This window comes from Nocardioides mangrovi (assembly GCF_020073815.1).
Taxonomy (GTDB): Bacteria; Actinomycetota; Actinomycetes; order Propionibacteriales; family Nocardioidaceae; genus Nocardioides; species Nocardioides mangrovi.
In genome coordinates this window covers 260,003-282,023 of record NZ_JAIQZJ010000007.1, presented here as the reverse complement: position 1 = coordinate 282,023, position 22,021 = coordinate 260,003, and the positions used below count along the sequence as shown (strand labels likewise).

Here is a 22,021-nt window from a genome sequence, read left to right as displayed (position 1 = left end):
ACGAATGTGGCGCAGAAGCCCGGGGACCGCCAGTACTTCTCAGGCGATCGCTGCACTTCTCAGGGGTTGCAACGCCTGAGAAGTGCAGGATTCACCGGTGCACCGGTGAATCCTGCGTCCGGTCACGGCGTGGGGACGGCGAGGTGCTCGCGGGCGAAGTCGAGCGACTCCCGCAGGTCGCGCTCGCGCTCGGCGCGGTCGGCGGCCTTGCGGGTGTTGATCTCCAGGACGATCTCGCCGTCGAAGCCGGTGCGGGCGAGGTGCTGGAGGAAGAGGTCCGCGCCCATCTCCCCCCGCCCGGGCACGAGGTGCTCGTCCTTGGCGGAGCCGGTGCCGTCGGTGAGGTGGATGTGCCGCAGGCGGTCGCCGAGCCGCTCGGCCATCGCGACCGGGTCGCTCTGCGCGATCGCGGCGTGGGAGAGGTCGATGGTGGTGTTGGCGTAGGGCTCGGTCGAGGGGTCCCAGCCGGGGAGGTACATCTCCATCTCGCGCCGGCTGGAGGCACGCCAGGGATACATGTTCTCCACGGCGAACGCGAGGCCGGTCGAGGTCTCCAGCGCCGCGATCCCGTCGACGAAGTCGCGGGCGTAGCTCTTCTGCCAGCGGAAGGGCGGGTGCACGACGACCACCTCGGCGCCGACGGCGTGGGCCATCTCGGCGGAGCGTTCGAGCTTGCCCCACGGCTCGGTGCCCCAGACCCGCTGGGTGAAGAGCAGGCAGGGCGCGTGGACGGCGGCGATCGGCAGCTCGTGGTGCTCGGAGAGCTGCTTGACGGCGGCGGTCTGCTGGCTGAGCGCGTCGATCCCGACCATCACCTCGACCGCGTCGTACCCCACCGTCGCCGCCCAGGAGAAGGCGTGCGCCGTCGACTCGGGATAGACCGAGACGGTCGAGAGGCCGATGCGTGGGGCCATCAGGAGCCGATCGTGATCTGGTCGAGCCGCTCGAGGATCACGCCCTCGCGGAGCGCCCAGGGGCAGATCTCCAGCGCCTCGAGCTCGAAGATCTCCATCGCCGCCTCGGCGACCAGCGCACCCGGCAGGATCTGGTGGGCCCGGCTCGCCGAGACGCCCGGGAGCGCGGCGAGCTCGTCGTGGGTCATCGCCGCCAGCTTGGGGATCCACTCCGACACCGCCACCAGCGGCATCGCGCGCGGGACGAGCGGGCCGTCGCCCGACGGGGCTGCGCCGCAGATCCGGGCGAGCGAGCGGAACGTCTTGGAGGTCGCCGCCGCGTGGTCGGCCGCGCCGTGACGCAGCAGCCGCCCGGCGTCGCGGGCGATGTCGGCGCGGATCTGCTTGCGCAGCGAGCGCAGCGCGTCCTCGTCGACGGGCGCGGCGCCGAGGTGCTGACGGGCCAGGCGGGCCGCGCCCAGCGGCAGCGACCACGCCACCTCCGGCTCCTCGTCGGCGCCGCCCGCGATCTCCAGCGAGCCGCCGCCGATGTCGAAGACCCAGAGCCGGCCCGCGGACCACCCGGACCACCGGCGTACGGCGAGGAAGGTCAGCCGCGCCTCGTCCTCGCCGGACAGCACCGGGATCGCCAGGCCGGTGCGCTCGGCGACCTCGGCCAGCACGGCGTCGGAGTTGACCGCGTCGCGCACCGCGGAGGTCGCGAACGCGAGCATGTCCTCGCAGCCCTTGTCCTCCGCGACCCGCTGGGCCTGCGCGGTGAAGGCGGCCAGCGCGTCGATGCCCGCCTGCGTGACCGCACCGGCGGCGTCGAGGTGCTCGGCGAGACGCAGCGGCTCCTTGTAGGAGTAGGCCGGGAGCGGTGCGGCGCCCCGGTGGGCGTCGACGACCAGCAGGTGACCGGTGTTGGAGCCGATGTCGAGGACGCCCAGGCGCATGGGACCAACGCTACTAGGGCCTGCGCCACGAGGCCCCGTCTCGCACCCGATCCGGAGCCGAGCCCGCGCTCGGCGTTTGGCAGGTCGCCAGCAGCCCAGGCAGCGCGCGTCCTCTCACCGGGTCGGCGTCGGTGGCCCCGTAGTGTGGGGACGTGCCCGAAGTCGACCTGGTCTTCCCCCGCGCGTACGTCGAGTTCGTCAACCCGGCCGACGAGTCCGAGATGATGCGCTGCGACCTCACCTGGCTGACGTCGTCGTACAAGTGCATCTTCGGCGAGGGCTGCCAGGGCATCTACGCCGACGCCCCCGACATGGGCTGCTGCACCCTCGGCGCCCACTTCGCCGACAAGGCCGACGAGAAGCGGGTCGCGGCCTACGTCGACATGCTCGACGAGGAGCTGTGGCAGCAGAAGCCGCAGGGCCGGCCGGTGAAGAAGAAGGACTGGATCGAGGTCGACGAGGACGGCGAGCGCAAGACGCGCACCACGGTGCTCGACGGGCAGCAGGCGTGCGTCTTCCAGAACCGTCCCGGCTTCAAGAACGGCGTGGGCTGCGCCCTGCACGCCCTGGCCTACGTGATCGGCAAGAACCCCGTCGAGACCAAGCCGGACGTGTGCTGGCAGCTGCCGATCCGGCGCACCTTCCGCACCGTCGAGCGACAGGACGGCACGTCGTACACCGAGGTCTCGATCGGCGAGTACGACCGCCGTGGCTGGGGCCCTGGCGGCCACGACCTCGACTGGTACTGCTCGGGCAACACCGAGGCGCACGTCGCCCTCGAGCCCGTCTACGTCACCCACGAGGCCGAGCTCACCGAGCTCATGGGCAAGGCGGCGTACGACGAGCTGGTGCGTCACTGCGACGCGCACGTGCGCTCCCGGTCGGCGCTGGCGCTGCACCCGGCCGACCCGCGCTGAGGCACGCCCCGACAGGCCGCCCCAGAAACTCTCGACGTCGAGAAACCCGGACCCCGGCGTCCGGCGGCTCTCAGTGATTGTTCAGAATCTCTGCATGCGCCTGGACCATCTCTCTTTCGCCGCAGGACCGGATGGCCTCGCCAGCACTGCCCAGCGACTCGGGGGACTGCTCGGCAAGGAATTCGTCGACGGCGGAGTGCATCCCCGTTTCGGCACCCGCAACATGACCCTGCCGCTCGCCGGTGACACCTACCTCGAGATCGTCGAGGTGCTCGACCACCCGGCGTCCGACAAGGCACCGTTCGGCCAGGCCGTGCGGGCCCGCTCGGCCCTCGGTGGCGGCTGGCTCGGCTGGGTCGTCGCGGTCAAGGACATCTCGGTCGTCGAGCAGCGCCTCGGCCGCGAGGCCGCGACCGGCAGCCGGCACCGTCCCGACGGGTCCGAGCTGCGCTGGAAGCAGATCGGCATCAACGGCCTCATCGCCGACCCGCAGCTGCCCTTCTTCATCGAGTGGGAGAGCCCCCGCGAGATGCACCCGAGCGAGGGTGCCTCGGACGACTTCTCCCTGGCCTGCCTGGAGATCGCGGGCGACCCGCTGCGCGTGAGCGAGTGGCTCGGCGAGCCGGTCGAGGCCCCGCTGGAGGACGTGAAGGTCGAGTGGGTCGCCCCCAACGGCACCCCCGGCATCCTGGCCGCGCAGTTCCAGACGCCCAACGGCCTGGTCCGTCTCTGACCATCAGTCCCGGGGCTCGGCCGAGCCCCAACATCTGGCACCACACGGCGACGTACGATACCGAGAACCGCGCGGTCGACCCGGACGGCGCCATCGAGGCCGCGCTGCGGTCGGTGGCGTCCTGGGACGGCCGCGCCGTGCTGGACGTCGGGTGCGGGACCGGCTTCCACCTGTCGTGGTTCGCGGCGACGGCCGCCTCGGTGGTCGGGGTCGAGCCGCACGGCGACCTCGTGGCCCTGGCGCGCCGGCGCACCCGGCGGCTGCCGAACGTGACCGTCCACCAGGGCACGGCGCAGTCGCTGCCGCTGCCGGACGCGTCCGTCGATGTCGTGCACGCGCGCTGGGCCTACTTCTTCGGTCCCGGCTGCGAGCCCGGGCTGGCGGAGCTCGACCGCGTCGTCCGGCGCGGTGGTACGGCGTACGTGATCGACAACGACCCGACCCGCTCGACGTTCGGCTCGTGGTTCCGCCGCGGCTACCCGGAGGTCGATCCCCCCACCGTTGAGCGGTTCTGGTCGACGCGCGGGTGGACGCGGATCCCCGTCGACATGCGCTGGGTCTTCCCGTCGCGCGCGGACCTCGAGGCGGTGGTGCGCATCGAGCTCACCGCCGAGACCGCCGAGGCCGTGCTCGCCGAGCACACCGGCACCGAGGTCGACTACGCCGTCAACGTGTGGTGGCGCGGCTTCTGACGTCCTGCCGGCCCGGCTGACACAGGGCGTGGTCTGACCCGCGCACGCGGCACCACGAGGCGACCGGCGGGCGCTTCGGCTAGGAGCTGCCGCGCACCGTCAGCGTCGGGGTCAGCATCACGCCCGGTCCGACCGCGGGCGGGTGGCCGAGCAGGCCCTCCAACGCCTTCACGACCTCGACTGCGACGTCCTCGAGCGGCTGCCGAACGGAGGTGAGCCCGGGCTGGGTGAGCGGCGCGACCTGCGAGTCGTCGAAGCCGACGACGGCCACGTCCCGGCCCGCGACCAGGCCGCGGTCGGCGAGGGTGCGCAGCACGCCGACGGCGAGGGTGTCGGACGCGCAGACGAACGCCGAGGGCTGGGCCTCGTCGAGCAGGTGGGCGCTGGCGTCGCGTCCGGAGGCGACGGTGTCCTCGACGCGGGACGCGAGGCCGGTGGTCGACAGCCCCCGCCCGTGCATCGCCCGGAGCCAGCCGGAACGCCGGTCCTCGCCGATCCGGGAGTCCTTGCGCCAGCCGATCCAGGCGACCCGGGTGTGGCCCTTGTCGAGCAGGTGGTCGGTGGCCAGGGCGGTGCCGGCGGCACCGTCGACGTCGACCCACGGGTGCCGCGCCTCGGGCTGGTCCCACGGCCGGCCGAACGCCACGAACGGTGCGCGCCGCTGCTCGAGCCAGGAGGCCTGGGGGTTGCCGAGGTAGGTGTCGGTGATGACGAACGCGTCGACGGCGGTCGAGCGGAGCAGGTCGTCGTACCCGGTCATCGGGTCGTCGGGCTCGGCCGCGAAGAGCAGCACGTGGTAGCCCGCCTCGCGCGTCGTCTCCACGAGGGAGTGGACGAAGCGGTCCATCGTGGCGTTGGCGGTGCCCTCCTGGGCCGGGCCGATGCGCATGCCGACGAGGTGGGAGGAGCGGGTGCGCAGGTTGCGGGCGGCGCGGTTGGGCGAGTAGCCCAGCTCGTCGATCGCGCCCTGCACCCGCGCGAGCGTGTCGGGACGCAGGAGGTCGGGGTTGTTGATCGCGTTGGACACCGTCTGGCGCGAGACCCCGGCCCGCTCGGCCACGTCGGCGAGGGTCGGCGGGGTCGCCGGCAGACGAGCCGGCAGGGAGGGCAGGCGCGCGGCAGCGCGCGTGACGTCTCGGGACACCCCACCTCCTCGACGTGCGCGGAATGTCTTGATCGATCCAAGACCACGATAGAGGACGGACGGCCCCGCCGCGGGTGGATGTCGGCGCTGCGCCCTACGGTGTCCGCATGCCGAAGACACCGCGCCCCGCCTTCCGCTGCTCCGAGTGCGGCTGGGAGACCACCAAGTGGGTGGGCCGGTGCGGGGAGTGCCAGGCCTGGGGGTCCGTGGCCGAGGCGGCGGTCGCGCCGGCGGGCCGTACGTCGGCCAGCCCGGTCACCTCACCGGCGGTGCCGATCGCCCAGGTGTCGGTCGAGGAGTCGGCGTTCCGCACCAGCGGGGTGCCCGAGCTCGACCGGGTGCTCGGTGGCGGCCTCGTGCCCGGAGCGGCGATCCTGCTGGCCGGCGAGCCCGGGGTCGGCAAGAGCACGCTCCTGCTGGAGGTGGCCGCCCAGACGGCCCGCTACCAGCGCCGCACCCTCTACGTCACCGGCGAGGAGTCGGCCTCGCAGGTGCGCCTGCGTGCCGACCGGACCGGCGGGGTCCACGACGAGCTCTACCTCGCGGCCGAGACCGACCTGGGCGCGGTGCTCACCCACATCGAGGAGGTGCGGCCGACGCTGCTGGTCGTCGACTCGATCCAGACGATCGGCGCCTCCGGCATCGACGGCGTGCCCGGCGGCGTCACCCAGGTCAAGGAGGTGGCGGCCGCGCTGATCCGGGTGGCCAAGACCCGCAACATCACCACCGTGATCGTCGGCCACGTCACCAAGGACGGCTCGATCGCCGGCCCGCGGGTGCTCGAGCACCTCGTCGACGTGGTGCTCCACTTCGAGGGCGACCGCAACTCGCGCTTCCGGATGGTGCGCGCGATGAAGAACCGCTTCGGCCCCGTCGACGAGGTCGGCTGCTTCGACCTCGCCGCCGACGGCATCACCGCGGTCACCGACCCGACCGGTCTGTTCGTGGAGAACCACCACACCCTCGTCCCCGGCACCTGCGTCGCCGTGACGATGGAGGGCCGGCGGCCGATGCTGGCCGAGGTGCAGGCGCTGGTCACCCACAGCGCGGCCGAGCGACCCCGCCGTACGACGTCGGGGCTCGACTCCGCCCGGGTGGCGATGGTGACGGCGGTGCTCGGCCAGCACTGCGGGGTGCACCTCTTCAGCAAGGACGTCTTCGCCTCGACCGTCGGCGGCGCCCGGGTGCTGGAGCCGGCCAGCGACCTGGCCATCGCGGTCGCCCTCACCTCCGCCCACCAGGGCGTCCCGGCGCCGCGCGGCGTCGTCGCGATGGGCGAGATCGGGCTGGCCGGCGAGCTGCGCCGGGTGCGCGACCTGCCGCAGCGGCTCGCCGAGGCGGCCCGGCTGGGCTTCCAGCTCGCCGTGGTGCCGACCGAGCCCGGTCGCACCGGCCCGCGCTCGCCGGAGTCGTGGACGGTCGACGGGTTGCGGGTCCTCGACGTCGCCGACGTGCGCGGCGCGCTGCGGCTGCTCAACCTGCTCGCGGACGGCTCCGGCCCGCGCGCCGTGGCCGACGACGAGCGCCCCGGCTATCCCTACTGAGCTCCGCGCACCCGCACGGACAGGCAGGTCACGCAGCCCTCGAGCTTCTCGAACTCGCTGATGTCGACGGCGACGACCTCGAGGCCGCGGTCGCGGAAGATCTGCGCCGACCGGGGCGCGGCCGAGCTCATCAGCACCGTGGTGTCGTCGAGGACGACGACGTGGGCGCCCGGCTCCTCGGGCATCTCCAGGTAGGCGTCGAAGACCGACGGGTCGTCGACGGCCGGGCCGTAGCCGATGACCGTGCCGTCCGGCAGCGCGGTCACCGCGCTCTTGAGGTGGAGCGCCTTGGTCACCGGGACGGCGGTGACCGTCCAGCCGCGGGGCGCGAGGATCTCGCGCAGCTCGTCGATCGCGGCGACCTCGGTGGTGCCGGTGACCCCGACGTACACCTGGGTGCCGACCTTGAGGACGTCGCCGCCGTCGAGGGTGCCGGCGGTCAGCGCGACGGTCTCGATGCCGAGCCCGCGGACGGTGCGCTCGGTGGCGACGATCTCCGGGCTGCGGCTCGGCTTGGCCGGGTTGGTGATCACCGCGAGGTCGCCGAACATCACGACGGTGTCCTCGACGAAGACCGAGTCGGGCAGGTCGTCGGCCAGCTCGACGTGCACCGTCGGCCAGCCGTGGGCCTCGAGCGCGGCGACGTACGCCGCCCACTGGCGCTGGGCCAGGTCGAGATCGAGCACCTGCCGCTCGAGGAAGGTGACGATGCCGTCCTGGAGGGTGGCGGCGGGCGGGCGGACCAGGGCGTACGGCGCGATGGGGGTGCTCACGGGGCCATCCTCTCGGTCAGGGCGGCATAGGTGTCGGGTCGACGGGTGGCGAGGAACGGGAAGAGGTCGAGCCAGTCGCGCCGCTGGGCGAGGTCGAGGGTGGCGACCAGGGCCGCGTCCCCGTCGCGGGGCGCCTGGACGAGCACCCGGCCGTAGGGGTCGCTGACGAACGACGAGCCGTAGAAGCTGATCAGCCCCTCGCCGCCCCACCGGTTGGGGACGACCATGAACAGCCCGTTGGCGATGCCGTGGGCGACGATCACCTGCCGCCACAGGGGCTCGGTGTCGAAGTCGGGGTGGTCGGGCTCGGAGCCGATCGCGGTCGGGTAGGCCAGCAGCTCGGCGCCGCCGAGGGAGTAGGCGCGCGCGACCTCGGGGAACCACTCGTCCCAGCAGGTCGGCAGCCCGACCCGTGGCGCGGCCGCGAGCGGCAGCTCGGTCACCGGGTAGGGGTCGACGGCCGGCCCGGGGCGGAAGTAGGTGTCCTCGTAGTAGCCGGCGGTCACCGGGATGTGCAGCTTGCGCGTGCGCGCGAGCAGGCCCCCGTCGGGTCCGACCAGGATCGCGGTGTTGAGGCCCAGCCCGTCCTCGGCGTCGGCCCGCTCGTAGAGCGACGCGTGCACGATCACGCCGTGGGCCGCCGCGGCCCGCGCCGCGAAGGTGTACGTCGGACCGCCGTCGAGCGGCTCGGCGAGATCGCTCGGCGTCCCCGACGGCCGGGCGTGGCCAGGGGTGTCGGCCGGGTAGCGCAGCAGCGTGAGCTCGGGGAGGAAGACGATCTCGGCGCCCGCGGCGGCGGCCGAGGCGATGCCGTCCTCGAGCACGGCGGCGTGCTCGTCGGGGTCCTCGTGCCAGCGGGTCTGGACGAGCCCGACGGTCAGCGGCGGGCGGTCCGTGTCGGTGACGCGGGCGAGCGACGGCTGCGGGGCCGCGACGATCGTCCTCACGGCGTACCTCCTGTGGCGGGGATGGCGGGCTGCTGCTGGGTGATGCAGTGGATGCCGCCCCCACGGGCGAAGAGCGCGCGGGCGTCGGCGGTGATGACGGCGCGGCCGGGGTAGACCGCGGCGAGGATCTCGGCGGCCTCCGCGTCGACGGGATCGGCGAAGGAGCAGGCGACCACGGCGCCGTTGAGCACGAAGTGGTTGACGTAGCTGTAGTCGACGAAGCCCTCGTCGTCGGTGAGGGTCGTCGGCGCGGGGAGCAGGGTGACCTCGAGGGCGCGGCCGTCGGCGTCGGTGCTCCCGGCGAGCAGGTCGGCGACCTCGCGGCTGACCTCGTGGTCGGGGTGGGCGGCATCGCGCTGGTGGTGGACCAGCACCTTCCCGGGCTCGGTGAAGGTCGCGACGATGTCGACGTGGCCGCGGGTGCCGTAGGTCTGGGCGTCGCGGTGCAGGCCGCGCGGCAGCCAGACGACCGTGCGGGCGCCGACCGTGCGGGCGAGCTCGGCCTCGACGTCGCCCTTGCTCCAGCCGGGGTTGCGGCCCGGGTCGAGCTGGACGGTCTCGGTGACCAGGAAGGTGCCCCGGCCGTCGGTGTGGATGCCGCCGCCCTCGTTGACCATCGGGGAGTCGATCCGGACCGCGCCACTCGCGGCCGTGGCCACGTCGCTCGCCCGGGCGTCGTGCTCCCAGCTCGCCCACTGCTGCTGACCCCAGCCGTTGAAGATCCAGCTCACGGCACCGAGCCGGCCCGCGTCGTCGACGACGAAGGTGGGGCCGATGTCGCGGTACCACGCGTCGTCGAGGGGCGCCTCGTGCAGCTCGATGGCGCCGGACAGCCGGCGCCGGGCCTCGGCCGCCCCCTCCGGGGTGACCACCATCGAGAGCTGCTCGTGATCGGCGATCGCGTTGGCGACCGCGGCCCAGGCCGTCCAGGCCTCGTCGGCGTCGGCCGCGGTCTCCCCGAGCGTGTACGCCGCGGACGGCCAGGCCATCCACGCGCGCTCGTGCCGCTCGGTCTCGGCGGGCATCCGCCAGGTGGTCATGCGGGCTCCTTCCACGGCAGCAGCGGCGCGACGAACCGGTCGACGATCGCGAGCGCCGCAGCCCGGTCGAGCGGGCGGTAGCCGACGACCACCCGCAGCGTGAGCCCGTCGAGCAGGGCGGAGACGCCCTCGACGATCGGGTCCACGTCGATGCCGGGCGGCAGCTCGCCGCGCGCCACGGCGTACCCGAGGGTGTCGCGGAGCAGTCCCTGCCACGCGCTCTCGAGCTCGGTGATCAGGGCGAGCACGTCGTCGTCGTGCACCGCCCCGGCCCAGGCCTCGAGCCACATCAGCAGGCCGCTGTCGTCCAGGCCGGTCGGCGCACCGGTCTCGACCAGCCACTGCCAGCGGTCGCGGGCGGAGTCGATGGTCGCGAACCGCTCGAGCACCCGGTCGCGGAGGTCCTGCTCGACGGTGCGCAGCGCGGCGAGGAAGAGGTCGTTCTTGGACTCGAAGTAGTAGAGGAGGTGGGCGCCGGTCATGCCCAGGCTGGCCCCGAGGTCGGCGAGCCGGACGTGGTGGACCCCCTGGCTGCTCAGCGGCGCGATCGCGGCGCGCGCGATCTCCGCGCGCCGGTCCTGTCGCCTGGCCATCGGACCCCCGATCTTTGAACGCCGTTCAAACTCGTGCTCAAGATAGCCGGACGACGGCTCGGGCGGAAGCCCTGCGACTCCGTGAGCGATCTGTGACCTCCCGGAAGCCACGCGCCGGTCCGGCCCGCCCTAGACTGCCGCCGTGCCCACCGACCGCTCGGACGAGCAGCTGCGCCTCCGCGCCACCCTCGCCTCGATCGCACCGGGCACGCCCCTGCGGGACGGCCTCGAGCGCATCCTGCGCGGCCGCACCGGCGCCCTGATCGTGCTCGGCCACGACAAGGTCGTTGAGTCGATCTCGACGGGCGGCTTCACCCTCGACGTCCCGTTCACCTCCACCGGTCTGCGCGAGCTGGCCAAGATGGACGGCGCGATCATCATCGACCGCGACGTGACCCGCATCCAGCGGGCGGCCGTGCACCTGATGCCCGACCACACGATCCCGTCGGAGGAGACCGGCACCCGCCACCGCACCGCCGACCGGGTCGCCCGGCAGACCGGCTTCCCGGTGATCTCGGTGTCCCAGTCGATGCAGATCATCGCGGCGTACGTCGGGGAGACCCGGCACGTGCTGGAGGACTCCGGCCAGATCCTGTCCCGCGCCAACCAGGCGCTGGCGACCCTCGAGCGCTACAAGCTCCGCCTCGACGAGGTGTCCAGCACCCTGTCGGCGCTGGAGATCGAGGACCTCGTGACCGTCCGCGACGTCGCGGTCGTGGCGCAGCGGCTCGAGATGGTGACCCGGATCGCCAGCGAGATCGAGGACTACGTGCTCGAGCTCGGCACCGACGGCCGGCTGCTCTCGCTCCAGCTGGAGGAGCTGATCACCGGCGTCGACACCGAGCGCGAGCTGGTGATCCGCGACTACCTGCCCGTCGGCCGCCGGTCGAAGAGCCCCGAGGCGGTGCTCCACCGGCTGGAGACGCTCTCCCCGACCGAGCTCGTCGACCCTGCCGCCGCCGCCCGCGCGCTCGGCCTCGGCACCGGCGAGCACCTCGACGGGGCCGTCGCGCCGCGCGGCTACCGGCTGCTGGCCAAGGTGCCGCGCCTCCCGAGCACCGTCGTCGACCGGCTCGTCGACCACTTCGGCACGCTCCAGAAGCTGCTCTCTGCCGGCGTCGACGACCTCCAGGCCGTCGAGGGCGTCGGCGAGCTCCGGGCCCGCAGCGTCCGCGAGGGCCTCTCCCGCCTCGCCGAGTCGACGATCCTCGAGCGCTACGTCTAGTCGGGCTCGACCGCGCCCGACGGGGACTTGCTCGGGGACTTGCTCGGCTTCTTGCTCGGGGACTTGCTGGGCGACTTGCTGGGCTTCTTGGTGGGCGTGCTGCTCGGCGACTCGGTCGGCGTCGCGGTCCTCGTGATCGTGCCCGCGACCGGGGTCGTGAGCTCGAACTGGGTGTCCGCGGGCTCGCCGGCCAGGGCGGCGGCGGTGGCGTGGTACCAGCCCGGCATCGCCCAGTCGGTGTCGATGACGCACCGGTCGCCCGAGCGCTTCGCCTGGCTCCAGACCACACCGACCTTGGTGGTGACGTTGTCGCGGACGACCACCTGACGCTTCGGGATCGCGCGCGGGCAGTCCAGGCTCGACCAGATGTCGTCCTGGCCCGAGGTGATGTTGACGGTGAGGGTGTGGGAGGAGACCGCGAAGGTGCAGGCCGGCGACTGCATGGTGCGCAGCTGCAGCACGATCATCACGTCCCGGCCGGCGACGGCGTTCTCGACCTTGGGCGCGACCGCGAGGTCGGACGCCGAGCACTCGCCCTGCGGCTCCGCGAGCACCGGCGCCTCGCTGGTGGTGGCGCCCTTGCCTGGCCGGTCCCGCTTCTTCCCGGTCTTCGGGGTCGTCGAGGTGGAGAGGTCCGCACCCGGGTCGACCGAGGTCGTCGGCGTGGTCTCCGCGGCGCTCTGCTCGGCGGTGCCGTCGGAGGCGTCGCTGCCGTTGCCGAGCAGGTGCGCGATCGCGACGACCAGCGCGAGGGCGGTGCCGAGCACCATGATCCGGCGCAGCCAGTAGACCCGCGCAGGCAGCGGTCCACGGGTCATCGGCGGCATACGTCAACGCTAGTCAGGATCCGGCGTCCGGCGTGGGTGCCACACCGGGCAGGATGGGTGTGCGATGAGCGACCTCCACCAGCCGATCCTCGAGTGGTACGACGAGCACGCCCGCGAGCTCCCGTGGCGCGGGCCGCAGGCCTCGCCGTGGTCGGTGATGGTCTCGGAGTTCATGCTCCAGCAGACGCCGGTCGGCCGGGTGCTGCCGGTCCACGAGGAGTGGCTGCGGCGCTGGCCGACCCCCGCCGACCTCGCGGCGGAGCCGACCGGCGAGGCGGTCCGCGCCTGGGGGCGACTGGGCTACCCGCGCCGCGCGCTCCGGCTGCACGCCGCGGCCACGGCGATCGTCGAGCAGCACGACGGCGCCGTGCCGTCGTCGTACGACGAGCTGAAGGCGCTGCCCGGCATCGGCGACTACACCGCCGCGGCGATCGCCAGCTTCGCCTACGGTCGCCGGCACGTCGTGCTCGACACCAACGTGCGCCGGGTCCTCGCCCGGACGATCCAGGGCGTCGAGCTCCCGTCGACCGCGGTGACCAAGGCCGAGCGCGAGGTCGCCACCGAGGTGCTGCCCGAGGACGACGCCACCGCCGCCACCTGGGCGGTCGCGGTGATGGAGCTCGGCGCACTCGTCTGCACGGCGGCCAACCCCCGCTGCGGCGCCTGCCCGGTCGCCGGCCTCTGCGCCTGGCGCGCCGCCGGGCGCCCGGCGTACGACGGCCCTCCGCGCAAGGTGCAGACCTGGGCCGGCACCGACCGGCAGTGCCGCGGTCGGCTGCTCGCGGTGCTCCGCGACAGCGACGGCCCGGTGCACCGATCCGCCCTCGACGCCGCGTGGTCGGAGGAGGGTCAGCGGATCCGCTGCCTGGCCTCGCTCATCGAGGACGCGCTCGTCGTCCACGCCGGTGCGGACACCTACGCCCTGCCCTGAAATGCCGAGTCGGCGTCAGTCGGCGGAGCGCGGGACGTCCGAGCCGCTGTCGGAGTCGTCCGGGCCCTCGACCGGGTCGGTGCCCAGGTCGGTGCCGAGGTCGGCGGTCTCGAACGGCGGCAGGTCGGGCAGCTCCCCGACCTTCTGGCCGGCGAACGTGAACGCCGCCTGCGGGCCCTCGCCCTCGACGTCGACGAGCACGATCTGGCCAGGGCCGACCTCGCCGTAGAGCATCTTCTCGGCGAGCACGTCCTCGATCTCGCGCTGGACCGTCCGGCGCAGCGGGCGGGCGCCCAGCACCGGGTCGAAGCCCCGCTCGGCGAGCAGGTTCTTCGCGGCCTGGGTGAGCTCCAGCTTCATGTCGCGGTCGCGGAGGCGGACCTCCACGGCGCCGATCATGTTGTCGACCATCGAGATGATCTGCTCCTGCGACAGCGGCGGGAAGACGATGATCTCGTCGACGCGGTTGAGGAACTCGGGGCGGAAGTGCTGCTTGAGCTCCTCCGAGACCTTGTTCTTCATCCGGTCGTAGTCGCCCGGGCCACCGGCCGCACCGGCGAAGCCGAGGTTGAGGCCCTTGGCGATGTCGCGGGTGCCGAGGTTGGTGGTCATGATGATGACGGTGTTCTTGAAGTCGACCACCCGGCCCTGCGAGTCGGTCAGGCGACCTTCCTCGAGGATCTGCAGCAGGCTGTTGAAGATGTCCGGGTGGGCCTTCTCGACCTCGTCGAAGAGCACGACCGAGAACGGCTTGCGGCGCACCTTCTCGGTGAGCTGGCCGCCCTCCTCGTAGCCGACGTAGCCCGGAGGCGAGCCGAAGAGCCGCGAGACGGTGTGCTTCTCGCCGAACTCCGACATGTCGAGCTGGATCAGCGCGTCCTCGTCGCCGAAGAGGAACTCGGCGAGCGTCTTGGACAGCCAGGTCTTACCGACACCGGACGGACCGGCGAAGATGAACGAGCCACCGGGACGCTTCGGGTCCTTCAGGCCGGCGCGGGTACGACGGATCGCCCGCGACAGCGCCCGGACGGCCTCGTCCTGGCCGATGACGCGCTTGTGGAGCTCGTCCTCCATCTTGAGCAGCCGGGTCGACTCCTCCTCGGAGAGCTTGACGATCGGGATGCCGGTCGCCACGGCGAGCACCTCGGCGATCAGCTCCTCGTCGACCTCCGCGACCTCGTCCATGTCGCCCGCACGCCACTGGCGCTCGCGCTCGGACTTCTTCGCGATCAGCTGCTTCTCCTCGTCGCGCAGGCGCGCGGCGGCCTCGAAGTCCTGGCCGTCGATCGCGGCCTCCTTGCGCTGGCGGACCTCGCCGATCTTGTCGTCGTACTCGCGCAGGTCGGCGGGCGCCGTCATCCGGCGGATCCGCAGCCGCGAGCCGGCCTCGTCGATGAGGTCGATCGCCTTGTCGGGCAGGAAGCGGTCGGAGATGTAGCGGTCGGCGAGCGTCGCCGCCGAGACCAGCGCCTCGTCGGTGATCGTCACGCGGTGGTGCGCCTCGTAGCGGTCGCGCAGGCCCTTGAGCATCTCGATCGTGTGCGCGATCGACGGCTCGGCGACCTGGATCGGCTGGAAGCGGCGCTCGAGCGCGGCGTCCTTCTCGAGGTACTTGCGGTACTCGTCGAGGGTGGTCGCGCCGATGGTCTGCAGCTCGCCGCGGGCCAGCATCGGCTTGAGGATGCTCGCCGCGTCGATCGCGCCCTCGGCCGCGCCGGCACCGACGAGGGTGTGGATCTCGTCGATGAACAGCACGATGTCGCCGCGGGTGCGGATCTCCTTGAGCACCTTCTTCAGGCGCTCCTCGAAGTCACCGCGGTAGCGCGACCCGGCGACCAGGGCACCGAGGTCGAGGGTGTAGATCTGCTTGTCCTTCAGCGTCTCCGGGACGTTGCCCTTGACGATGTCCTGGGCCAGGCCCTCGACGATCGTCGTCTTGCCGACGCCGGGCTCGCCGATGAGGACGGGGTTGTTCTTCGTACGCCGCGAGAGGATCTGCATGACCCGCTCGATCTCCTGCTCGCGCCCGATGACCGGGTCGAGCTTGCCCTCGCGGGCGTCCTGGGTGAGGTTGCGGCCGAACTGGTCGAGCACCAGCGACGACGACGGGGCGTCGCTCTGGGCGCCACCGGTAGCGGCACCGGCGCCGGCGGCCTCCTTGCCCTGGAAGCCCGACAGCAGCTGGATGACCTGCTGGCGGACCCGGTTGAGATCCGCGCCGAGCTTCTGCAGGACCTGGGCGGCGACGCCCTCGCCCTCACGGATCAGGCCGAGCAGGATGTGCTCGGTGCCGATGTAGGAGTGGCCGAGCTGCAGCGCCTCGCGCAGGGACAGCTCGAGCACCTTCTTGGCGCGAGGGGTGAAGGGGATGTGGCCGCTGGGTGCCTGCTGGCCCTGGCCGATGATCTCCTCGACCTGGGCGCGCACCGCCTCGAGCGAGATGTCGAGGCTCTCCAGCGCCTTGGCGGCAACACCCTCACCCTCGTGGATGAGGCCGAGCAGGATGTGCTCGGTCCCGATGTAGTTGTGGGAGAGCATGCGGGCCTCTTCCTGGGCCAGCACGACCACCCGGCGGGCTCGGTCTGTGAACCGCTCGAACATGCGCATCGCTCCTGAAGCTTGATGGGGCTACGGGTACTCCAACCCCACGGACAGCCTACGCGTTCCCGATCGGCGGGCCAGACAGTCCGCTGAGAGCGAACGCGGGCCGGAAATGACACCGACCCGGCAGAAACTCTCTGCCGGGTCGGTGATCAGTTTCTGCCGGGGTCGGTCAGTGGGCGGCCTCGTAGGCCTCGCGGACCTCCGCGGAGACGCGCCCGCGGTCGGGGACGTCGTGACCGTTGGCCCGCGCCCAGTCGCGCACCTCCTTGGCGGAGGGACCGTTCGTGGCCGCGGCGGCCGCGCCCCGCCGGCGGCGCGGTGCGGCGCCGACCTTGCGGGCGTGCCCGACGTACCCCGACAGGACGTCGCGGAGCGTGGCGGCGTTCTTGTCGTTCAGGTCGATCTCGTAGGTGGTGCCGTCCAGACCGAAGGAGACCGTCTCCGTCGCGTCACTTCCGTCGAGGTCGTCGACGAGAACGATGTTCACCTTCTGGGCCATGGCGTTATTACCTCGTTCGTGAATATCGGATAAAGGATTGCCGCATCCTGCCATGCAATATCCGAATCCGTAAAACGTCGCACCGGGTGTCGCCCGGAATCGCCACCCGAGGCAATTAGGTGGCAAATGTCCGCACGGCTGCTCAGCGATTGCGCTCGAAGACGAGCTCCAGGCCGCGCAGGGTGAGCCACGGCGACCGATGCGTGAAACAGCGGCACTCGTCGACCACCAGACCAGCCAGGTAACCGGTGGCGACGACACTGACCTCGCCCGGGTCGACGCCGAGCTCGGCGATCATCCGGGCGACAATTCCCTCCACCTGGGCGGCGACGCCGAAAAGCATTCCCGACTGCAGCGCCTCGACGGTGTTCTTCGCGATCACCGAGCGCGGGCGGAGCAATTCGACTTTGCGCAGCTGGGCGCCGCGGCGGCCCAATGCCTCGAGCGAGACCTCGATTCCGGGGGCAATGGCGCCGCCGACGTACTGGCCTTTCTCGTTGACCACGTCGAATGTCGTGGCGGTGCCGCCGAAGTCGACGACGATCGCGGGGCCGCCGTACTCCTGGACCGCGGCGAGCGCGTTGAGGATCCGGTCGCTGCCGACCTCGCGCGGGTTGTCCATGAGGACCGGGAGGCCGGTGCGCACGCCCGGCTCGACGACGAGGTGGGGAACGTCGGCGAAGTGGCGGGCGAGCATCTCGCGCCACTCGTGGAGGACGGCGGGCACGGTCGCGCAGACGGCGATCGCGTCGACGTCCTCGACGGCCAGCCCGAGCAGGCCGCGCAGCAGCACCGCCCACTCGTCGGCGGTGTGCCGCTCGTCGGTGGAGATCCGCCAGTCGGCGATGACCTGGCCGTCGACGACCAGGCCGAGCAGCGTGTGGCTGTTGCCGATGTCGGCGGCGAGGAGCGCCACGGCTAGTCCTCGTCCAGGTCGAGACCCAGGTCGAAGACCTTCACCGAGTGGGTGAGCGCGCCCACGGAGATGAAGTCGACGCCGGTCTCGGCGACCTCGCGGGCCCGCTCGAGCGTGAGCCCTCCGGAGGCCTCGAGCGTCGCGCGGCCGTCCGTGACGAGGACCGCCTCGGCCATCGTCGCGGTGTCCATGTTGTCGAGCAGGATCTCCGTGCAGCCGGCGGCGAGCAGCTCGCGCAGCTGGTCGAGGTCGGTCACCTCGACCTCCACGCGCAGGTCCGGCCGGGCCGCCCGCACGGCTTCGTACGCCGGGACCACGCCGCCGGCGGCCACCACGTGGTTGTCCTTGACCATCGCGCGGTCGCTGAGGCTGAAGCGGTGGTTGACCCCGCCGCCGCAGCGGACGGCGTACTTCTGGAGGGCCCGGAAGGTCGGCAGCGTCTTGCGGGTGTCGAGCACCCGCGCGCGGGTGCCCTCGAGCGCGGCGACCCACTGGGCCGTCGCGGTCGCGACGCCGGAGAGGTGGCTCGCGTAGTTGAGCGCGGTGCGCTCGGCGGTGAGCAGGCCGCGGACCGGTCCGGAGACGCGCAGGACGACGTCCCCCGGCTTCACCTCGGAGCCGTCGGGCACGCGGTCGGTGATCTCGACCGTCTCGCCCATGACCTCGTGGAAGACCAGTGCGGCGACGCCCAGGCCGGCGACCACGCCGGCCTCGCGGGCGGCGAAGACGCCGCTCCCCCGCACGTCCGCGGCGATCGTCGCCTCGGAGGTCACGTCGCCGCTCGGGAGGTCCTCGGCGAGCGCGGCCCGCACCTGCGCCAGCACCGCGGCCGGGTCGAGCCCGGCGGCGCGCAACTCCTCGTCGTACGGCGTCGCGGCGGTCATCGGAGCTCCAGGGTGGTCGTGCCGTCGTCCATGACCACGTCGAGGTGGCCGGAGAAGCGCTCGTCGTCGCGCTCGGGGAAGTCCTCGCGCCAGTGGGAGCCGCGGGTCTCCTCGCGCAGCGCCGCCGCGTCGGCGAGGGCGGTGCTGATGGTGAGCAGGTTGGTGGTCTCCCACGACTGCTGGTCGACGGTCTCCGCAGTGACGCCGGCCAGCTTGTCGAGGATGCCCGCCGCCTCGGCGAGACCCCCGGCGTTGCGCAGCACGCCCACCCGCGAGGTCATCGCCTCCTGCAGCTCGCGGCGTACGGCGCCCGGCACCAGGCCGGCGGTGCGGGTGTCGGGGGCCGGCGGCTGCAGCGGTCGCAGCTCGCCGGGCAGCACCTGGGCGATGCGCCGGGAGAAGACGAGACCCTCGAGGAGGGAGTTGGACGCGAGCCGGTTGGCGCCGTGGACGCCGGAGCAGGCGACCTCGCCGGTGGCGTAGAGGCCGGGCACGCTGCTGCGCCCCCACAGGTCGGTGTGCACGCCGCCCGAGGCGTAGTGGCAGGCCGGCGCGACCGGGATCAGGTCGGTGACCGGGTCGACGCCGTAGCGACGGCAGGTGGCCAGGATCGTCGGGAACCGCCGCTCCCAGAACGCCGCCCCGAGATGGGTGGCGTCGAGCCACATGTGCGGCTCGCCGGTCTCCATCATCCGGCGCATGATCGCCTTGGCGACCACGTCGCGCGGGGCGAGGTCGGCGAGCTCGTGCACGCCCTGCATGAAGCGGTTGCCCTCGGAGTCGACGAGGACGGCACCCTCGCCGCGGACGGCCTCGGAGATGAGCGGCTGCTGGCCGTGGGAGTCGGGGCCGAGGTACATCACCGTCGGGTGGAACTGCACGAACTCCAGGTCGCGCAGCACCGCACCGGCGCGGAGCGCGACCGCCATCCCGTCGCCGGTCGAGACCGAGGGGTTGGTGGTCTGGGAGAAGACCTGGCCGAGGCCGCCGCTCGCGAGCACGACCGCACGGCAGTGGACGGCGCCCACACCGTCGCGCTGGCCCTCGCCCATCACGTGCAGGGTCAGGCCCGCGACACCGCCGTCGTCGGCGAGCAGCAGGTCGACGGCGAGCGCGTGCTGGATGACCTCGATCTCCGGCGCCTGCTCGATCGCGGCGATCAGGGCCCGCTGGATCTCCGCGCCGGTCGCGTCGCCGCCGGCGTGCGCGATCCGGTCGCGGTGGTGGCCGCCCTCGCGGGTGAGCGACAGCTCGCCGTCGGGGTCGTGGTCGAAGTTGGTGCCGAGCGCGATCAGCTCGCGGACGGCCTCCGGTCCCTCGGTGACCAGGACCCGCACCGCCTTGGCGTCGCAGGCGCCGGCGCCCGCGACGAGGGTGTCGACCTCGTGCTCCTCGGGGCTGTCGCCCGGGCCGAGCGCGGCGGCGATGCCGCCCTGCGCCCACTGGGTGGAGCCGGCGGCGAGGACGTCCTTGGTGACGACCAGGATCTTGTCGACCTGGCCGCGCAGCCGCAGCGCGGCGGTCAGCCCGGCGATGCCGGAGCCGACCACGACCACGTCGGCCGTCGTGGACCACCCGGGATCCGGAGCGAGCAGGCGTCCGGGGACGCGCCGGACGGGGGCGGTGGGCATTCCCGAAACCTATCGCCTGTCCTGAGGTGCGAGCTCGCGAGCCTCGAAGGGCCCGGCCAGCTGGTCGCCGCGCTCGAGTCCGAAGCCCGGCACGGCCTCGGCGGGGTCGAAGCCCGTGGCGAGGATCTTGTTGTCGGCGTCGACGAAGACCACGTGGGGCTTGAAGTCGCGTGCCTCGGCGGTGTCCATCTGGCCGTAGCCGATGAGGATGACGAGGTCGCCCGGGTGGACGAGGTGGGCGGCGGCGCCGTTGATCCCGATGACGCCCGAGCCGCGCTCGCCCGGGATCGTGTAGGTCTCCAGCCGCGCGCCGTTGGTGATGTCGACGATGTGGACGAGCTCGCCGGCGAGCAGGTCCGCGGCGTCGAGCAGGTCCTCGTCGACGGTCACCGAGCCGACGTAGTGGAGGTCGGCCTGGGTCACCGTGGCGCGGTGGATCTTGGACTTCATCATCGTGCGCAGCATCAGAATCGGAGCTCCATGTTGTCGATGAGCCGGGTGGTGCCGACCCGCGCGGCGACCAGGATCCGCGCGGCCGTGCCGGGCGGTACGTCGGCGGGCAGCTCCCCCAGGTCGGGGTCGGTGATCACCAGGTAGTCGAGGTCGACCAGGTGCTCGCGCAGCTCGGCGCGGGCCTCGTCGCGAGCGACCTCCACGCCGTACCGGGCGTTCTCCTGAGCGGCGCGCAGCGCGCGGCTGAGCGCGCTGGCGGCGTGGCGTTGCTCGGGGTCGAGGTAGCGGTTGCGGCTGGAGAGCGCGAGGCCGTCGGGCTCGCGGACCGTCTCGGCGCCGACCACCTCGACGCCCATGTTGAGGTCGAGGACCATCCGCCGCACCAGCGTCAGCTGCTGGTAGTCCTTCTGGCCGAAGACCGCGACGTCGGGCCGCACCAGCCCGAAGAGCTTGGCGACGACGGTGAGCACTCCCCGGAAGTGACCGGGCCGGCTCTTGCCCTCGAGGACCTTGGCGAGCGCGCCGGCCCGGATCATCACCTGCGGCTCGCCGCCCGGGTAGACCTCCTCGACGCTCGGCGCGAAGACGATGTCGACGCCCTCCCGGGCGCAGACCTCGAGGTCGGCGTCGAGGGTGCGCGGGTAGCGGTCGAGGTCCTCTTCCGCCCCGAACTGCAGCGGGTTGACGAAGATCGAGACGACCAGCGGGCCGCCGGCGATCCGTTGGCGGGCGGTGCGCATCAGGCTGGCGTGGCCCTCGTGCAGCGCCCCCATCGTCGGCACGAAGCCGACGCAGCGACCGGCGCCACGGGCGTCGGCGAGGAGCGCCGCCAGCTCCTCCCGGGTGGTGGCGACGGTGGGTGCGGCCATCAGCGGCGGTCCACGCGCGCCGTGCGGACGGGCGCCTCGGCGGCGTCCAGCACCCGCACCATCGCGGCCGCGCGGATCGGGAGGACCCGGCCGTCGGTGACGGCGCGGGCGAGGGTGTTGCGGGCCAGGGCGAGGTACGACGGGAGCGTGTGCGGCGTGGTCGCGGCGATGTCGGCCAGGTGCGCCCGCACGGTGTTGACGTCGCCGCGCACGATCGGCCCGGTCAGCGCGGCGTCGCCGTGCTCGAGCGCGTTGTCCAGGGCCGCGGTCAGCAGCGGCCGCAGGGTGCCGGCCGGGTCGTCGGAGCCGGCCGCGGCGAGCAGCTCCATCGCCTGGCTGACCAGGGTGACGAGGTGGTTGGCGCCGTGGGCGAGACCCGCGTGGTAGAGCGTGCGCATCTCCTCGGGCACCCAGGTCGCGCGGCCGCCGAGGTCGGCGACCAGGCCCGCGACGAGGTCGCGCTCGCCCGCGTCGGCGGTGAGCCCGTAGACGCAGCCGGCGAGCCGGTCGAGGTCGACGGCAGTCCCGGTGAAGGTCATCGCGGGGTGCAGCGCGGCCACCCGGGCGCCGACGGCGGCGGCCGGTGCGAGGACGGCGAGGCCGTGGCGGCCCGACGTGTGCACGACGTACTGGCCCGGCCGGATGGCGCCGGCGTCGCTCAGCGTCGTCACGACGTTGCCGAGCATGTCGTCGGGCACCGTGAGCAGCAGCAGGTCGCAGGCGCGGGCGACGGCCGTGGGCTTGAGGACGGGGACGCCGGGGAGGAGCTCCGCGATCCGCGACCGCGTCGCGTCGGACTCGCCCGCGGCGGCCACGACGTGGTGGCCGGCGGTGCCGAGGGCGGCCGCGAGGACCGCGCCGACGCGACCAGCGCCGACGACTCCCACGCGCAGCCCGGTCTCCCGGGAGGGGTGCGTCATGTCGAACCTTTCGTTCCAGTCCCTCCGACC

Annotated in this window: 22 protein-coding genes; 6 read left to right on the top strand and 16 right to left on the bottom strand. The window is 72.8% G+C overall.

Annotated elements, in window-relative coordinates; all coding sequences use genetic code 11:
- Nucleotides 1-122: 122 nt before the first annotated feature.
- Nucleotides 123-914, bottom strand: a complete 792-nt coding sequence (locus tag K8U61_RS13905; RefSeq protein WP_224123633.1) for a sugar phosphate isomerase/epimerase family protein — start codon at nucleotides 912-914, stop codon at nucleotides 123-125.
- Nucleotides 914-1,849 (bottom strand): Ppx/GppA family phosphatase, encoded by a 936-nt coding sequence (locus tag K8U61_RS13900; protein WP_224123632.1) that lies wholly within the window; start codon nucleotides 1,847-1,849, stop codon nucleotides 914-916. The genes K8U61_RS13905 and K8U61_RS13900 overlap by 1 nt, the downstream gene beginning before the upstream one ends.
- A 152-nt stretch (nucleotides 1,850-2,001) precedes the next feature.
- Here K8U61_RS13900 and K8U61_RS13895 point away from each other — a divergent pair, with 152 nt between their 5' ends.
- From K8U61_RS13895 to K8U61_RS13885, 3 genes are all read left to right on the top strand, one after another.
- A complete protein-coding gene (locus K8U61_RS13895) occupies nucleotides 2,002-2,766 on the top strand; it encodes a DUF3109 family protein (protein ID WP_224123631.1) in 765 nt (254 codons plus the stop codon).
- A gap of 94 nt (nucleotides 2,767-2,860) precedes the next feature.
- Entirely contained in the window at nucleotides 2,861-3,499 is a 639-nt protein-coding gene (locus K8U61_RS13890) for a VOC family protein (protein WP_224123630.1), read from the top strand.
- A gap of 113 nt (nucleotides 3,500-3,612) precedes the next feature.
- A complete protein-coding gene (locus K8U61_RS13885) occupies nucleotides 3,613-4,191 on the top strand; it encodes a class I SAM-dependent methyltransferase (RefSeq protein WP_224123629.1) in 579 nt (192 codons plus the stop codon).
- Nucleotides 4,192-4,270: 79 nt separating this feature from the next.
- On the opposite strand, the gene K8U61_RS13880 is transcribed toward K8U61_RS13885, so the two are convergent.
- Nucleotides 4,271-5,335 carry a LacI family DNA-binding transcriptional regulator gene (locus K8U61_RS13880; protein WP_224123628.1) on the bottom strand — a complete coding sequence of 355 codons (1,065 nt, stop codon included), beginning with the start codon at nucleotides 5,333-5,335 and terminating at the stop codon, nucleotides 4,271-4,273.
- Nucleotides 5,336-5,442: 107 nt separating this feature from the next.
- On the opposite strand from K8U61_RS13880, the gene radA reads away from it, so the two are divergent.
- Nucleotides 5,443-6,879 (top strand): DNA repair protein RadA, encoded by a 1,437-nt coding sequence (radA, locus tag K8U61_RS13875; RefSeq protein WP_224123627.1) that lies wholly within the window; start codon nucleotides 5,443-5,445, stop codon nucleotides 6,877-6,879.
- Here the strand turns inward: radA and ddaH are convergent.
- From ddaH to K8U61_RS13855, 4 genes are read right to left on the bottom strand one after another with little or no spacing between them, the layout of a single operon-like run.
- The gene (gene ddaH / locus K8U61_RS13870) at nucleotides 6,873-7,652 is read right to left on the bottom strand and encodes a dimethylargininase (protein ID WP_224123626.1); all 780 of its coding nucleotides are present in this window, start codon (nucleotides 7,650-7,652) and stop codon (nucleotides 6,873-6,875) included. The genes radA and ddaH overlap by 7 nt on opposite strands.
- Nucleotides 7,649-8,599: a nitrilase-related carbon-nitrogen hydrolase gene (locus K8U61_RS13865; RefSeq protein WP_224123625.1), complete on the bottom strand. Its 951-nt coding sequence runs from the start codon at nucleotides 8,597-8,599 to the stop codon at nucleotides 7,649-7,651. The genes ddaH and K8U61_RS13865 overlap by 4 nt, the downstream gene beginning before the upstream one ends.
- On the bottom strand, nucleotides 8,596-9,639 hold the full coding sequence (locus tag K8U61_RS13860) for an agmatine deiminase family protein (protein WP_224123624.1): 1,044 nt from the start codon (nucleotides 9,637-9,639) through the stop codon (nucleotides 8,596-8,598). The genes K8U61_RS13865 and K8U61_RS13860 overlap by 4 nt, the downstream gene beginning before the upstream one ends.
- A complete protein-coding gene (locus tag K8U61_RS13855) occupies nucleotides 9,636-10,232 on the bottom strand; it encodes a TetR/AcrR family transcriptional regulator (RefSeq protein ID WP_224123623.1) in 597 nt (198 codons plus the stop codon). Before K8U61_RS13855 ends, K8U61_RS13860 begins: the two co-directional genes overlap by 4 nt.
- A 142-nt stretch (nucleotides 10,233-10,374) precedes the next feature.
- Here K8U61_RS13855 and disA point away from each other — a divergent pair, with 142 nt between their 5' ends.
- A complete protein-coding gene (gene disA, locus K8U61_RS13850; protein WP_224123622.1) occupies nucleotides 10,375-11,457 on the top strand; it encodes a DNA integrity scanning diadenylate cyclase DisA in 1,083 nt (360 codons plus the stop codon).
- On the opposite strand, the gene K8U61_RS13845 is transcribed toward disA, so the two are convergent.
- Nucleotides 11,454-12,284, bottom strand: a complete 831-nt coding sequence (locus tag K8U61_RS13845; RefSeq protein ID WP_224123621.1) for a hypothetical protein — start codon at nucleotides 12,282-12,284, stop codon at nucleotides 11,454-11,456. The genes disA and K8U61_RS13845 overlap by 4 nt on opposite strands.
- Nucleotides 12,285-12,348: 64 nt before the next feature.
- Between K8U61_RS13845 and K8U61_RS13840 the strand changes: the two genes are divergently transcribed.
- Nucleotides 12,349-13,215, top strand: coding sequence for an iron-sulfur binding domain-containing protein (locus tag K8U61_RS13840; protein WP_224123620.1), 867 nt, complete (start codon nucleotides 12,349-12,351; stop codon nucleotides 13,213-13,215).
- A 15-nt stretch (nucleotides 13,216-13,230) separates the two neighbouring features.
- Here K8U61_RS13840 and K8U61_RS13835 read toward each other — a convergent pair whose 3' ends face one another.
- The 8 genes from K8U61_RS13835 to K8U61_RS13800 form a co-directional block, all read right to left on the bottom strand.
- Complete coding sequence (locus K8U61_RS13835; RefSeq protein ID WP_224123619.1) at nucleotides 13,231-15,816, bottom strand: ATP-dependent Clp protease ATP-binding subunit; 2,586 nt, start codon at nucleotides 15,814-15,816, stop codon at nucleotides 13,231-13,233.
- Nucleotides 15,817-15,988: 172 nt separating this feature from the next.
- Nucleotides 15,989-16,318 (bottom strand): histone-like nucleoid-structuring protein Lsr2, encoded by a 330-nt coding sequence (locus tag K8U61_RS13830; RefSeq protein ID WP_224123618.1) that lies wholly within the window; start codon nucleotides 16,316-16,318, stop codon nucleotides 15,989-15,991.
- Between the two features lie 142 nt (nucleotides 16,319-16,460).
- On the bottom strand, nucleotides 16,461-17,234 hold the full coding sequence (locus K8U61_RS13825) for a type III pantothenate kinase (RefSeq protein ID WP_224123617.1): 774 nt from the start codon (nucleotides 17,232-17,234) through the stop codon (nucleotides 16,461-16,463).
- Between the two features lie 2 nt (nucleotides 17,235-17,236).
- Entirely contained in the window at nucleotides 17,237-18,118 is an 882-nt protein-coding gene (gene nadC, locus K8U61_RS13820; protein ID WP_224123616.1) for a carboxylating nicotinate-nucleotide diphosphorylase, read from the bottom strand.
- On the bottom strand, nucleotides 18,115-19,749 hold the full coding sequence (locus K8U61_RS13815; protein WP_224123615.1) for an L-aspartate oxidase: 1,635 nt from the start codon (nucleotides 19,747-19,749) through the stop codon (nucleotides 18,115-18,117). The genes nadC and K8U61_RS13815 overlap by 4 nt, the downstream gene beginning before the upstream one ends.
- A 9-nt stretch (nucleotides 19,750-19,758) precedes the next feature.
- Entirely contained in the window at nucleotides 19,759-20,214 is a 456-nt protein-coding gene (gene panD, locus K8U61_RS13810; RefSeq protein WP_224123614.1) for an aspartate 1-decarboxylase, read from the bottom strand.
- Nucleotides 20,214-21,071 (bottom strand): pantoate--beta-alanine ligase, encoded by an 858-nt coding sequence (panC, locus tag K8U61_RS13805; RefSeq protein ID WP_224123613.1) that lies wholly within the window; start codon nucleotides 21,069-21,071, stop codon nucleotides 20,214-20,216. The genes panD and panC overlap by 1 nt, the downstream gene beginning before the upstream one ends.
- Nucleotides 21,071-21,991: a Rossmann-like and DUF2520 domain-containing protein gene (locus K8U61_RS13800; RefSeq protein ID WP_224123612.1), complete on the bottom strand. Its 921-nt coding sequence runs from the start codon at nucleotides 21,989-21,991 to the stop codon at nucleotides 21,071-21,073. Before K8U61_RS13800 ends, panC begins: the two co-directional genes overlap by 1 nt.
- Nucleotides 21,992-22,021: the final 30 nt, after the last annotated feature.

What these genes read in the sequence shown, in the direction of transcription:
- K8U61_RS13905 (WP_224123633.1), bottom strand. Translation starts at nt 914, where the DNA reads ATGGCCCCACGCATCGGCCTCTCGACCGTCTCGGTCTATCCCGAGTCG.
- K8U61_RS13900 (WP_224123632.1), bottom strand. Translation starts at nt 1,849, where the DNA reads ATGCGCCTGGGCGTCCTCGACATCGGCTCCAACACCGGTCACCTGCTG.
- K8U61_RS13890 (WP_224123630.1), top strand. Translation starts at nt 2,861, where the DNA reads ATGCGCCTGGACCATCTCTCTTTCGCCGCAGGACCGGATGGCCTCGCC.
- radA (WP_224123627.1), top strand. Translation starts at nt 5,443, where the DNA reads ATGCCGAAGACACCGCGCCCCGCCTTCCGCTGCTCCGAGTGCGGCTGG.
- K8U61_RS13860 (WP_224123624.1), bottom strand. Translation starts at nt 9,639, where the DNA reads ATGACCACCTGGCGGATGCCCGCCGAGACCGAGCGGCACGAGCGCGCG.
- K8U61_RS13855 (WP_224123623.1), bottom strand. Translation starts at nt 10,232, where the DNA reads ATGGCCAGGCGACAGGACCGGCGCGCGGAGATCGCGCGCGCCGCGATC.
- K8U61_RS13845 (WP_224123621.1), bottom strand. Translation starts at nt 12,284, where the DNA reads ATGCCGCCGATGACCCGTGGACCGCTGCCTGCGCGGGTCTACTGGCTG.
- K8U61_RS13840 (WP_224123620.1), top strand. Translation starts at nt 12,349, where the DNA reads ATGAGCGACCTCCACCAGCCGATCCTCGAGTGGTACGACGAGCACGCC.
- K8U61_RS13835 (WP_224123619.1), bottom strand. Translation starts at nt 15,816, where the DNA reads ATGTTCGAGCGGTTCACAGACCGAGCCCGCCGGGTGGTCGTGCTGGCC.
- K8U61_RS13830 (WP_224123618.1), bottom strand. Translation starts at nt 16,318, where the DNA reads ATGGCCCAGAAGGTGAACATCGTTCTCGTCGACGACCTCGACGGAAGT.
- nadC (WP_224123616.1), bottom strand. Translation starts at nt 18,118, where the DNA reads ATGACCGCCGCGACGCCGTACGACGAGGAGTTGCGCGCCGCCGGGCTC.
- K8U61_RS13815 (WP_224123615.1), bottom strand. Translation starts at nt 19,749, where the DNA reads ATGCCCACCGCCCCCGTCCGGCGCGTCCCCGGACGCCTGCTCGCTCCG.
- panD (WP_224123614.1), bottom strand. Translation starts at nt 20,214, where the DNA reads ATGCTGCGCACGATGATGAAGTCCAAGATCCACCGCGCCACGGTGACC.
- panC (WP_224123613.1), bottom strand. Translation starts at nt 21,071, where the DNA reads ATGGCCGCACCCACCGTCGCCACCACCCGGGAGGAGCTGGCGGCGCTC.
- K8U61_RS13800 (WP_224123612.1), bottom strand. Translation starts at nt 21,991, where the DNA reads ATGACGCACCCCTCCCGGGAGACCGGGCTGCGCGTGGGAGTCGTCGGC.